Source organism: Synechococcus sp. PROS-7-1 (genome assembly GCF_014279795.1).
Lineage (GTDB): Bacteria > Cyanobacteriota > Cyanobacteriia > PCC-6307 > Cyanobiaceae > Synechococcus_C.
On sequence record NZ_CP047945.1, the window covers coordinates 590,406 to 602,685 of the forward strand.

7 protein-coding genes, 2 tRNA genes and 3 rRNA genes are annotated in these 12,280 nt (G+C 55.2%); 7 read left to right on the plus strand and 5 right to left on the minus strand.

Translation table 11 applies throughout. The features are described 5' to 3' along the window. Window positions 1-646 precede the first annotated feature (646 nt). The 5 genes from SynPROS71_RS03035 to rrf all read left to right on the plus strand — a co-directional run bounded on the left by SynPROS71_RS03035 (window position 647) and on the right by rrf (window position 6,017). Window positions 647-2,131 (plus strand): 16S ribosomal RNA (locus tag SynPROS71_RS03035). A 184-nt stretch (window positions 2,132-2,315) separates the two neighbouring features. Beyond that, a tRNA-Ile gene (locus tag SynPROS71_RS03040) sits at window positions 2,316-2,389 on the plus strand. A 9-nt stretch (window positions 2,390-2,398) separates the two neighbouring features. Then, window positions 2,399-2,471: transfer RNA gene (locus tag SynPROS71_RS03045), tRNA-Ala, on the plus strand. 448 nt (window positions 2,472-2,919) lie between these two features. After that, window positions 2,920-5,785, plus strand: a 23S ribosomal RNA gene (locus SynPROS71_RS03050). Window positions 5,786-5,900: 115 nt separating this feature from the next. After that, window positions 5,901-6,017: ribosomal RNA gene (gene rrf / locus SynPROS71_RS03055) — 5S ribosomal RNA — on the plus strand. The 16S, 23S and 5S rRNA genes sit together here with 2 tRNA genes alongside, the layout of an rRNA operon. 68 nt (window positions 6,018-6,085) lie before the next feature. Here rrf and mtnC read toward each other — a convergent pair. From mtnC to SynPROS71_RS03075, 4 genes are read right to left on the minus strand one after another with little or no spacing between them, the layout of a single operon-like run. Continuing rightward, window positions 6,086-6,844, minus strand: coding sequence for an acireductone synthase (mtnC, locus tag SynPROS71_RS03060; RefSeq protein WP_255442319.1), 759 nt, complete (start codon window positions 6,842-6,844; stop codon window positions 6,086-6,088). Then, a complete protein-coding gene (gene mtnB, locus SynPROS71_RS03065; RefSeq protein ID WP_186596528.1) occupies window positions 6,811-7,428 on the minus strand; it encodes a methylthioribulose 1-phosphate dehydratase in 618 nt (205 codons plus the stop codon). The genes mtnC and mtnB overlap by 34 nt, the downstream gene beginning before the upstream one ends. 3 nt (window positions 7,429-7,431) lie before the next feature. Beyond that, window positions 7,432-8,283, minus strand: a complete 852-nt coding sequence (locus SynPROS71_RS03070; protein ID WP_186596529.1) for a DNA-formamidopyrimidine glycosylase — start codon at window positions 8,281-8,283, stop codon at window positions 7,432-7,434. Between the two features lie 5 nt (window positions 8,284-8,288). Next, a complete protein-coding gene (locus SynPROS71_RS03075; RefSeq protein WP_011932452.1) occupies window positions 8,289-8,498 on the minus strand; it encodes a photosystem I reaction center subunit IV in 210 nt (69 codons plus the stop codon). 169 nt (window positions 8,499-8,667) lie between these two features. Here SynPROS71_RS03075 and SynPROS71_RS03080 point away from each other — a divergent pair, with 169 nt between their 5' ends. Together SynPROS71_RS03080 and SynPROS71_RS03085 are read left to right on the plus strand one after the other, a co-directional pair. Beyond that, complete coding sequence (locus SynPROS71_RS03080; protein WP_186596530.1) at window positions 8,668-9,675, plus strand: hypothetical protein; 1,008 nt, start codon at window positions 8,668-8,670, stop codon at window positions 9,673-9,675. Between the two features lie 42 nt (window positions 9,676-9,717). After that, on the plus strand, window positions 9,718-11,205 hold the full coding sequence (locus SynPROS71_RS03085) for an ATP-dependent DNA helicase RecQ (protein WP_186596531.1): 1,488 nt from the start codon (window positions 9,718-9,720) through the stop codon (window positions 11,203-11,205). 8 nt (window positions 11,206-11,213) lie between these two features. On the opposite strand, the gene SynPROS71_RS03090 is transcribed toward SynPROS71_RS03085, so the two are convergent. After that, window positions 11,214-12,248, minus strand: coding sequence for a LysM peptidoglycan-binding domain-containing protein (locus SynPROS71_RS03090; RefSeq protein ID WP_186596532.1), 1,035 nt, complete (start codon window positions 12,246-12,248; stop codon window positions 11,214-11,216). Window positions 12,249-12,280: the final 32 nt, after the last annotated feature.

The following is a 12,280-nucleotide window of genomic DNA, read 5'->3' on the forward strand; positions in this document are numbered from 1 at the left end:
TGATGACTTCTGTTCTCGCCAGTGGAAGCAAGTCTTGAGATGCCTTTTGTAAAGGTGTTGTTGCGCTTGGGGGTGTGTGTGGTGTTATGGTTATGGACTGCGCGGGAGGCAGAAGCCCGAAGCGCAGCTTCTGAACAAGGAGAGCGAGAGCTTGATGTGTTCAGGAGTGCTTACAAGCCAAGAGGGAGCGATCCCACGGTGTTGTAAGTTTCTCAAGCGGTCGCGAGACCGCACCGCCAACCGCTCCTGAGAGGGAGTGCGACGGCAGAACCTGGACAACTGAAAAGTTTAGGAACTGACGCTTTCATCGCGTTTGTTGCTGATGAATCAACTGCGAAGTTGAGGAGTGAGTGATGAATGAAAGAGCGATGAAGGTGTGAGGTCCCGTCAACAAAAATTCGTTGCAAAGAAGCATTGCGCTTACAACTTGAGGGTTTTCACGAGCTCTTGTGTTGTCGGTGTGCGCAGTGTGGAGCAACAACCGGATCTGAGATCCTGGAAAGTCATAGATAGAGAAATCTAGATGTGCACTCTTAAGAACACTTCTGTGTCAGCGGAAGGAGGCCTCAACTATTGCCAGAATGTCTGAGTAATGGGTGACGCAAATCAAATTGAGACGGTGAAAGTCGTTAAGAGGATTTGATCTACAACGGAGAGTTTGATCCTGGCTCAGGATGAACGCTGGCGGCGTGCTTAACACATGCAAGTCGAACGAACCTTCGGGTTAGTGGCGGACGGGTGAGTAACGCGTGGGAATCTGCCCTCAGGAGGGGGATAACGGCTGGAAACGGCCGCTAATACCCCATATGCCGAGAGGTGAAATGAATTTCGCCTGAGGATGAGCCCGCGTCTGATTAGCTAGTTGGTGAGGTAAGAGCTCACCAAGGCATCGATCAGTAGCTGGTCTGAGAGGATGATCAGCCACACTGGGACTGAGACACGGCCCAGACTCCTACGGGAGGCAGCAGTGGGGAATTTTCCGCAATGGGCGAAAGCCTGACGGAGCAACGCCGCGTGAGGGATGAAGGCCTCTGGGCTGTAAACCTCTTTTCTCAAGGAAGAAGATCTGACGGTACTTGAGGAATAAGCCACGGCTAATTCCGTGCCAGCAGCCGCGGTAATACGGGAGTGGCAAGCGTTATCCGGAATTATTGGGCGTAAAGCGTCCGCAGGCGGCCCTTCAAGTCTGCTGTTAAAACGTGGAGCTTAACTCCATCATGGCAGTGGAAACTGTTGGGCTTGAGTGTGGTAGGGGCAGAGGGAATTCCCGGTGTAGCGGTGAAATGCGTAGATATCGGGAAGAACACCAGTGGCGAAGGCGCTCTGCTGGGCCATAACTGACGCTCATGGACGAAAGCCAGGGGAGCGAAAGGGATTAGATACCCCTGTAGTCCTGGCCGTAAACGATGAACACTAGGTGTCGGGGGAATCGACCCCCTCGGTGTCGTAGCCAACGCGTTAAGTGTTCCGCCTGGGGAGTACGCACGCAAGTGTGAAACTCAAAGGAATTGACGGGGGCCCGCACAAGCGGTGGAGTATGTGGTTTAATTCGATGCAACGCGAAGAACCTTACCAGGGTTTGACATCCTGCGAACCTCTTGGAAACGAGAGGGTGCCTTCGGGAACGCAGTGACAGGTGGTGCATGGCTGTCGTCAGCTCGTGTCGTGAGATGTTGGGTTAAGTCCCGCAACGAGCGCAACCCACGTCTTTAGTTGCCAGCATTTAGTTGGGCACTCTAGAGAGACCGCCGGTGATAAACCGGAGGAAGGTGTGGATGACGTCAAGTCATCATGCCCCTTACATCCTGGGCTACACACGTACTACAATGCTACGGACAAAGAGCAGCAAGTTCGCGAGGACAAGCAAATCTCATAAACCGTGGCTCAGTTCAGATCGTAGGCTGCAACTCGCCTACGTGAAGGAGGAATCGCTAGTAATCGCAGGTCAGCATACTGCGGTGAATACGTTCCCGGGCCTTGTACACACCGCCCGTCACACCATGGAAGTTGGCCACGCCCGAAGCCGTTACTCCAACCCTTGTGGAGGAGGACGTCGAAGGTGGGGCTGATGACTGGGGTGAAGTCGTAACAAGGTAGCCGTACCGGAAGGTGCGGCTGGATCACCTCCTAACAGGGAGACAAACAACGATTTTGATGTCTGAGTATTTTATTCTTAGGCCGAAATCCTGTCACCTTAGGTCGATCGGTACCTCAGCTTTGAAGCCATCAAATTTGCAGCGATGCAGATGAGGATGGTGGAGATTTTTAGTTCCTAAACTTTGTCTAGGTCACACCCCTGAAGGGATGAGACTCCTGGGCCATTAGCTCAGGTGGTTAGAGCGCACCCCTGATAAGGGTGAGGTCCCTGGTTCAAGTCCAGGATGGCCCATTCGGTGTTGGGGGTTTAGCTCAGTTGGTAGAGCGCCTGCTTTGCAAGCAGGATGTCAGGAGTTCGAGTCTCCTAACCTCCACTGACCAAACTGTATCCCCATCTCCAAAAGGATATTGGAGTATGAGTTCGACTGGAGTGTGATTTTAGACGTGTCCGCTGGATGACCCCAGCTTCCTGTCATTCCAAATGAAAGCAAAAAAGGTTTTGCTGAATGTATTTGGTTGATAAGATGCTGGGCTCAAGTCAAATGATCAAGCAATTGATGATTTGATTTGAAGTTCTAGCAGAACCTTGACAACTGCATAGGTGAGTCTGGAAAGAATAAAGCATCTCATGGATGATGCGATGACTCTAAATAATGATCCGAAAGGATGATTAAGAGGAGTGATTGCGAATTCTATAGAGCAAGAGCCGAGACTCCATCACGTTCTTTTGATTGTGTCGAGCAATCAAGAGTTTGATTCTTGATTCAGCAATGAATCAGGGAGAATCTGTTTCAACGACAGCAAGCGTGTTGGAGATTATATGGTCAAGCTACAAAGGGCTCACGGCGGATACCTTGGCACACAGAGGCGATGAAGGACGTGGTTACCTGCGATAAGTCTCGGGGAGCTGGAAACACGCTTTGATCCGGGAATTTCCGAATGGGGCAACCCCTAGAACGGCCAGCTGAATCCATAGGCTGGCGCGAGCCAACCCAGCGAACTGAAACATCTTAGTAGCTGGAGGAAAGGAAAGTAAAAACGACTCCCTAAGTAGCGGCGAGCGAACGGGGAAGAGCCTAAACCGACAGTTTCGACTGTCGGGGTTGTGGGACAGCAATGTGGATCAGGAATGTTAGTGGAAGTGTTTGAAAGACACGCCACAGAGGGTGAAAGCCCCGTACACGAAAACTGAACTGACCTAGCTGTATCCCGAGTAGCACGGAGCACGTGAAATTCCGTGTGAATCAGCGAGGACCACCTCGTAAGGCTAAGTACTCCTGTGTGACCGATAGCGAAACAGTACCGCGAGGGAAAGGTGAAAAGAACCCCGGGAGGGGAGTGAAATAGAACATGAAACCGTGAGCTTACAAGCAATGGGAGCCCTACTCATAGGGTGACCGTGTGCCTGTTGAAGAATGAGCCGGCGACTTATAGGCACTGGCGGGTTAAACCGGAAATGGTGGAGCCATAGCGAAAGCGAGTCTGAATAGGGCGTTTGTCAGTGTTTATAGACCCGAACCCGGGTGATCTAACCATGGCCAGGATGAAGCTTGGGTGATACCAAGTGGAGGTCCGAACCGACTGATGTTGAAAAATCAGCGGATGAGCTGTGGTTAGGGGTGAAATGCCAATCGAACCCGGAGCTAGCTGGTTCTCCCCGAAATACGTTGAGGCGTAGCGTCTCGTGCTCCAGCAGGGGGGTAAAGCCACCATTTCGGTGCGGGCTGCGAGAGCGGTACCAAATCGAGATGAACTCTGAATACCCTGTGTGTAGCGAGGCAGTCAGACTGTGGGGGATAAGCTCCATGGTCGAGAGGGAAACAGCCCAGACCGCCAGCTAAGGTCCCCAAATCAACACTAAGTGATAAAGGAGGTGGGATTGCCCAGACAACCAGGAGGTTTGCCTAGAAGCAGCCATCCTCAAAGGAGTGCGTAATAGCTCACTGGTCGAGCGATCCTGCGCCGAAAATGAACGGGGCTAAGTGTTGTACCGAAGCTGCGGATTTATGGTAGGGGAGCGTTCTATGTGGGGCGAAGCGTTAGCGTGAGCGGGCGTGGACTGCATAGAAGTGAGAATGTCGGCTTGAGTAGCGAAAACATGGGTGAGAATCCCATGCACCGAAACCCTAAGGGTTCCTCCGGCAGGCTCGTCCGCGGAGGGTTAGTCTGGACCTAAGGCGAGGCCGAAAGGCGTAGTCGATGGATAACAGGTCAACATTCCTGTACCGGTTATGTTTTGGGAAGAGGGACGGAGAAGGCTAGCCAAGCCAGATGTTGGTTACTGGTTCAAGCGTTCGAGGCGTTGAGGAGCGGAGAAAACGTTCCGAGCTGAGGCGTGAGTACGAGCTGCTACGGCAGCGAAGTTGGTGATGTCATGCTTCCAAGAAAAGCTCTATACCCGTTAAGGCATAACTGCCAGTACCCGAAACCGACACAGGTGGGGTGGTAGAGAATACCGAGGTGCGCGAGGTAACTCTCTCTAAGGAACTCGGCAAAATGGCCCCGTAACTTCGGGAGAAGGGGTGCCACCGCAAGGTGGTCGCAGTGAAGAGGCCCTGGCGACTGTTTACCAAAAACACAGGTCTCCGCTAAGTCGCAAGACGATGTATGGGGGCTGACGCCTGCCCAGTGCCGGAAGGTTAAGGAAGCCGGTCAGCGTAAGCGAAGCTGGCGACTGAAGCCCCGGTGAACGGCGGCCGTAACTATAACGGTCCTAAGGTAGCGAAATTCCTTGTCGGGTAAGTTCCGACCCGCACGAAAGGCGTAACGATCAGGGCGCTGTCTCGGAGAGAGGCTCGGCGAAATAGAATTGTCTGTGAAGATGCGGACTACATACACCCGGACAGAAAGACCCTATGAAGCTTTACTGTAGCTTGGTATTGTGCCCGGGCTCTGAATGCGCAGGATAGGTGGGAGACGTTGAACCAGTGCTTGCGGGTGCTGGTGAGTCAATGGTGAGATACCACTCTTTCAGAGCTAGGGTTCTAACGTTCACCCGTTATCCGGGGAGCGGACAGTATCAGGTGGGCAGTTTGACTGGGGCGGTCGCCTCCTAAAAGGTAACGGAGGCGCGCAAAGGTTTCCTCAGGCTGGTTGGAAATCAGCCGACGAGTGCAAAAGCAGAAGGAAGCTTGACTGTGAGACCTACAAGTCGAACAGGGACGAAAGTCGGCTTTAGTGATCCGACGGTTCTGAGTGGAAGGGCCGTCGCTCAACGGATAAAAGTTACTCTAGGGATAACAGGCTGATCTCCCCCAAGAGTTCACATCGACGGGGAGGTTTGGCACCTCGATGTCGGCTCATCGCAACCTGGGGCTGAAGTCGGTCCCAAGGGTTGGGCTGTTCGCCCATTAAAGCGGTACGCGAGCTGGGTTCAGAACGTCGTGAGACAGTTCGGTCCATATCCGGTGTATGCGTAGGAATATTGAGAGGATTTCTCCCTAGTACGAGAGGACCGGGAGGAACGCACCTCTGGTGTACCAGTTATCGTGCCAACGGTAAACGCTGGGTAGCCATGTGCGGAGTGGATAACCGCTGAAAGCATCTAAGTGGGAAGCCCACCTCAAGATGAGTATTCCCATGGGGTAACCCAGTAAGGTCACGGGAAGAACACCCGTTGATAGGCTCTACGTCGAAGTCCAGTAATGGATGCAGCGGAGGAGTACTAATAGACCGAGGGTTTGACCATTAATTTGGCTCTTGTCTGAGGCAAGTTTTATTCAGACAGACACATGATCTAAAGCGAGAGCTTTAGGTGATGACCTATGCAGTTCTCAGGGTTCACCCCTTGGGAATGAAACTATCCTGGTGTCCATGGCGCTGTGGAACCACTCCGATCCATCTCGAACTCGGTTGTGAAACGCAGCAGCGGCGACGATATTTGGGGGGTAGCCCCCTGAGAAAATAGCTCGATGCCAGGTAAAACATTCCAAACGAAGAAAGCCACCCCGAGGGGTGGCTTTTTTTGTGCCTTCTTTTAGAACAATGATCAGAGACTGATTTCGCTCAGATCATGAATCACTCTGTGCACTCCACCATCGCGGAATGGATTGCCTTCACGCAGGCAGAATCGGGTCTCCATTCCTGAAGCTAGTGCTGCGTCGCATTCTCCAGGATGATCACTGACAAAAAGAATTGAAGCTGGCTTGATCTGAATCATATCGCTGATTGCTCTGTAGCTATCTGCATTTAGCTTTGGGCCTGTTCGGGTGTCGAACCACTGGCTGAATCGATCAGTGATGTCTCCACCGGTTGTATGGGAATACAGCAGTTGTTGTGCTTTAACGCTTCCCGATGAGTACACCGCCAGCTTTATCGCTTGTTGTTTCCAGGAATTGAGTGTTGGAATCACATCAGCGTATAAAGGGGATGTCAGTTCGCCTGAGGCGTAGCCTTGCTCCCAAATGATTCCCTGCAGTTCCTTTAAGGCTGTTGATTTTCGATCACATTGAATGAGATGGTCGAGGTACTGAGAAAGTTCCTCTGGGGTTGGTGTGTTTTGGTCAGTTGCCTGAAGCAAGAGTGCTTGGCTCGCGGGATCGCTGTCTCTCTTCCATTCGGCAATGGCCTCTTCGACTGCGGCCGACACACCGGGTTTGCGGTTTGGTGTGCAGATTGTCTTCGCAAGTTGTCGTTGGGCAAAGGGAAATAGTGTCTGTGACACGAAGTTGACAGGGCATGTTGTCCCTTCAATATCAAGAACAATGGCCTTGATCACTGTGTTTTGTTGAGTAGGGTTTGTCTCCACGACAGTTCGAGTAGGAATTCAATGATTTCAGTATGCCGTTGGGCCTGAAAAAGATCATCACCCCATGCATACAGGCCATGTCCTGCGACCAGTAGGCCTGAGGGTGCATCCCCTAAATGTTGGCTTGCTTGTTCGCTAAGACGTTTTAAATTCTGATCGTTATCGATAATTGGCAGCTCAACTGTTGTGTTATGGGTGATGATGCCATCAAGTCCCTTAAGCATCTCCCATCCTTCCAGCTTTAGGTGGCCTGATGCCTGATGCAATCTGGAAAGAAGCGTTCCATTGCATGAATGGGTGTGAAGAACTGCGCCTGCAGAGCATTGTTTGATGATTTGCAGATGCATCAATGTTTCTGCACTGGCTTTCCCCTCGCCATGGACAACCTCTCCGTTGCCATTGACTTCAATCAGATCTGTTGCTTCGACGGATCCCTTGTCCACTCCGCTGGGTGCCATCAAGAGTCTCAACGGATCCTGTTCACAGACAACACTGAAATTGCCACCGGTGCCGTCACACCACCCGCGGTTGTGTAGGTCGCGAATGGTTTTGATTAATTGTCGTTTGTGAGCGCCCTTTCCCATGCTTCAACTCTGGCAGACAGAGCACCAATGGGTGCTGCGTCCCCCCAGTCGATTGCGTTCGATTGGTTTGCCACAGACCAGGCATGGTTGACCTGTTCGTCGATAGACCGATGCTTGGCCTCCATAGTTGCCATTCACACCCTCGAGGTCCCGAAAATCGCTGAAAGTGGTGCCTCCGGCTCCGATGCTGATCTCGAGAACGTGCACAAGGCTTGTGCACAGGCGCTCGAGTTCAGAGAGGTTGAGTTCGCCAGCCTTGCGATGCGGAGCAATGCCTGATGCAAAGAGGCTTTCGTCGGCATAGATGTTGCCGGCCCCAGCAACGACGGCTTGATCCAAAAGCGCGGCCTTGATCGAACGGTTCGATCCTTTCAGTTTTTGTTGTAGATACGCTGCATTGAAGCTGTCGCTGAAGGGTTCTGGCCCAAGACGTTGCAGGCCCGTGATGACAGAGTCAACGGGAACGTTCTCGGGCACAAACCACATTTCTCCGAAGCTGCGCATGTCCACAAAACGCAGTTCATGGCCCTGGTGATTCCAGAGGCGAACACGTGTATGACGGCAGGGCTCCGTTTGTGTTGGATGCCATTGGAACTGGCCTGTCATGCGCAGATGGACGCCCCAAATGCCATTGCCGTTTCCCGTCTCCGGGTCGTGCAGTTGCGCCATGAGGTATTTGCCTCGACGCCTCCACTCGCCAACTTTCTGCCTTTGCAATCCAAGGCGCAACGCTTGGGGACCTCCCGGACTTGCGACTGCCCGATCACGGAGGACTTCAACGTCGTGAATGACAAACGACTGAAGACGGCTCGCCAGGCCCCGGCGAACCGTCTCGACTTCCGGAAGTTCCGGCAACGGACTCAGGCCGGTTCGAGTTCCGACTCGGCAAAGTTGTTCGTGTTGATGCCGCCCTCGGAACCGGAGATGCCGTTGTAGTTCACCTGCTCAAATCGCACCACCACCGGGTATCGGATGCCAGAGGTGTCGATGGATGCCACCTTGCCAACTTCGTTGTACCAGTAGGACTCAGGGCGCTTGATGCGCACCATGTCACCGCGGGAGATCGCCATCGCTGCGCTGAAACTGGGATGCAAAAGGAGCGTATCTCGGTGCTGGCACCACGGGGACTGAGCGTCACACAATGTCGTCCCACGGTTCTGCCTGATCTGTCGGTTGCCGTGGCAGCATCCAACCTCTGTTGTGATCCGGTTCGTGTTGCCCTCGTCCCCTGAATCTCCAATGTTGGAGCTCGATCTGCCCGATCCGGAGCAGGACGACATCAGCACCATGGAGTTTCTAGCCAAGCTGGAGGAGGCATGGACGATCTGCGACAAGTTCGACCTTCAGACCGAGATCTGGAGAGGGCGGATCCTCAAGGCTGTCCGTGATCGCGAGAAGCGTGGAGGTGAGGGGCGCGGTGCCGGTTTTCTGCAGTGGCTCAGAGAGCAAGAGATCAGCAAGACACGGGCTTACGGCTTGATCCAACTGGCGGAATCGGCCGAACAGATGCTTGGAGACGGCGTTTTAGAGCCAACCAGCGTCAATCAGTTTTCGAAGAGAGCCTTCATGGAGACCTCCCTGGCTGAACCGGAAGTGCAGCTGATGATCTCGGAGGCAGCCAATGAAGGACAGGAGATCACCCGGAAGCAGGTGCGACGGTTGGCAGATGAGTTCACTGCAGCGACGAGCCCCCTTCTGCCAGAGGAGATCCGTGAAAGGACCCAGCAGAACCTTCTTCCTCCGAAGGCTGTGGCGCCTCTGGTAAGGGAACTCGCCAAGCTTCCCGAGCCCCAGCAAGAGGATCTGCGCAAGGTGCTTCGCGACGAGCCAGAGCTTGATCGCATCAAAGATGTCACCCACACGGCGCGATGGATCACCAAGGCCACTGAATCGGGAGAGGCCGTGCGTGCGTTTCAGCAGGGTGAACTGGATCTTGAGAAGGCCATGCAGGAGGCCCAGAGGCTTGATGCACTTGGACTCCTTGCGGATGCCGTCGGTCAGGCCCATGCCCTGGAATCCGCCGTGCTCAAGCTGCATACCTCGTGGCGGCGACTGGGTGGTCTTCAGGAGCGACTCTGGGTGGAGAGCGGGAGCAGCACGCCCTATCTGAGGGATGTGCTCTCAGCTCTGCAGAGCCTTAGTGGAGCCACCATGCGCGTCTCCCTGGGGGAACTGGCTGGTGGAAAGCGGGTTCGCCTGCAACTGGTCGAGGAATCCCCGGACCAACTGGAGCCACCTGTTCTCTAGATCTGGAGCTCGGTAAGGTGGACACACCACCTGTGGTGTGTCGTGGATTTGCTACAGACGACGCTGCAGCGTTATTTCGGATGGTCATCCTTCCGATCGGGCCAACGTCCTGTGGTGGAGTGCCTTCTTGCCGGCAAGGATTGCCTGGCGGTGCTCCCCACCGGCGGTGGAAAGTCCCTCTGCTATCAACTGCCAGCTCTTGTGCGCTCAGGCTTGGTGGTGGTGATCTCTCCGCTAGTGGCCCTGATGGAGGATCAGGTGCTCCAGCTTCGCCGACGAGGGATTGAGGCGGCCTGTTTGCATGGAGGCATTGAGCCCGGGCAGCGTCGCCGCATCCTCGAGCAGGTCGATGCAGGAACCCTCAGACTTCTTTATCTGGCACCGGAGCGGCTACAGGGGGAAGCGACCCGTTCTCTGCTGCAAGAGCAGGCGGCGACTGGTCAGCTGGTTGCGCTGGCTGTGGATGAAGCCCATTGCATCAGCGCATGGGGTCATGACTTTCGTCCGGATTACCGACGCCTCGGGCAGCTGAGGGATCTCTGCCCAGGCGTGCCGATGGTGGCGCTCAGCGCCACAGCAGCACCTCGCGTTCGCGCCGACATCCTTCGCTTGTTGCATCTTCGTCGGCCGCTGATTCAGGTGGGATCAGCCCGTCGACGCAATCTGCACTACGCCATGCGCAGGCGTGTGAAAGATCCTCTCCAAGAGGTGGTTGCGGCCATCCAACAAGCCCGGGGCGCTTCGCTGATCTACGCCCGGACGCGTCGCTCCGTGGAGCACTGGACCGAGAGGCTGCGCTCAACTGGTATCGAGGCCATTGCTTACCACGCTGGTCTTGAACCAGACGTTCGACTGCGGGCTCTCGAGCACTTCCTGGGCAGCAACGATCCCGTGCTTGTGGCCACCGTCGCCTTTGGCATGGGAGTGGATCGCTCTGATGTGGGGTTGGTCCTTCACCTCGATCTACCGAGCACCCCGGAGGGTTATCTCCAGGAATCGGGTCGCGCCGGCCGTGATGGATTGCCAGCCAACTGCTTGGTTCTCTTCTCCCCTGCTGATCGCACGAGCCTCGGCTGGGCGATGCAAGCCACCCTGCGCCGCTCACAGGCTCAAGACTCTGTCGATGAAGCCCATCGGGTTGAACTGGCCCAGCGGCAGTTACGCCGCATGGAGGCTGTGGCTGAAGGGGAGGGATGCCGGGAGCAAGCCCTGCTGCTCTCGGTTGGTGAGTTGGTGCCTCCGTGCGGTCGCTGCGATCGCTGCCAGATGGAGTGTCGCCGGGAAAACTGGTCGGATGAAGCGCAGATCCTGTTGGAAAAGCTCGCTGAGGAACGCGGAACGGATGCCAGGCGTTTGAGCGATGCCTTGAACAGCGAAGAGGGGCAATCAGCCCACTGGGGTTGGCTCGCTCGACGTCTGGTTCAAGAAGAGCTGATTCAGGAGAGTGATGATGGAAGCCAGCGCCTCTACATCAGGGAAAGCGGACGACGCTTCATGCATCGTCCATGGCCTCTTCACTACGCAGCCTGATCCTGAGATCAGCCCTTCGAGGACTTGCAGCGGTCTTTCAAGAGGTCGCGTTCGAAGGCTGACTGAGGTGCGATCCACGTCTTCCAGCTGCCATTGGCGCCGGTCACGTTGATCTTTCCAGCAGAGCAGTTCACCGCCACATACAGGGACTGTCCATCTCTGTTCAAGGTGGGTGCGACCTCACTGCCTCCCATTAACTGCCAGTTTCCCCAGTCCACCTGGAGGGGGCCGTAGGTCTTCCATTCCGCTTTGTTCGGTTGGACGGCGGAGTCTGGTTTTGTTGTGTTGGCCTTCGCAGTGGTGACCGGCTTGACCTTGGCGGTTGGTTTGGGCTGGCTTGTTGGTTTCGGCTGGCTTGTTGGCTTGGGCTTTGCTGCCGATGTCTGGGGCTGAGGCCTGGGTTGCACGTTCGCCTCAGGAACAGCTGCGGTTTGGGGTTGGGTTTCAGTGGCTCGGAGCATCAGCTTGGTACCCACGGTCACTTGGTTGGGATCCTTAATGGAATTGATGCTCACCAAGGAAGCCACAGGGATTTCGTAGGCCTTGGCGATCTGCGTCAGGGTCTGGCCGCGGGCCACAGTGTGGCTTGTGGCGTTGGGATCAGCCTTCACCGGTACAGGCTTGAGCTTGGGTTTGGCGGCTGTTTTCGGTTTCGGTAGTACCGCGTTGCTGGGAAGTTTCAGTGTCTGGCCTCGTTCCACATGATCAGCACTGACGAGGCCATTCAGTGCCATCAGCTGGCGCTCACTCACGCGGTACTGCAAAGCGATCGCACCAAGCGTGTCTCCGGATCGCACCGTATGCCGACCTGCTCCGGCTGTGACGCCTGCGGCTGCACCGCTTGGAAGACGCAGGGTCTGTCCCACTTCCACGTGGTTGGAGTCGCGAAGTCCGTTCACTCGCATCAAGCTGCCGACGGACACCCCGTAGCGAGCTGCAATATCGGAGAGCGTGTCACCAGCCCTCACCGTCACGTTCGCTGCGCCCGATGGAAGCGGTGACAGGGCGATGAGGGCGAGGAGTGCTAAGAGGGTGCGGCGCATACATCTCCGGCGGCTGGGCGAACCATAAGGTG

Bases quoted from the DNA above. Each gene is read 5' to 3' on its own strand.
- mtnB (WP_186596528.1), bottom strand. From the start codon at position 7,428: ATGGGAAAGGGCGCTCACAAACGACAATTAATCAAAACCATTCGCGAC.
- SynPROS71_RS03075 (WP_011932452.1), bottom strand. From the start codon at position 8,498: ATGGCGATCTCCCGCGGTGACATGGTGCGCATCAAGCGCCCTGAGTCC.
- SynPROS71_RS03080 (WP_186596530.1), top strand. From the start codon at position 8,668: ATGTTGGAGCTCGATCTGCCCGATCCGGAGCAGGACGACATCAGCACC.
- SynPROS71_RS03090 (WP_186596532.1), bottom strand. From the start codon at position 12,248: ATGCGCCGCACCCTCTTAGCACTCCTCGCCCTCATCGCCCTGTCACCG.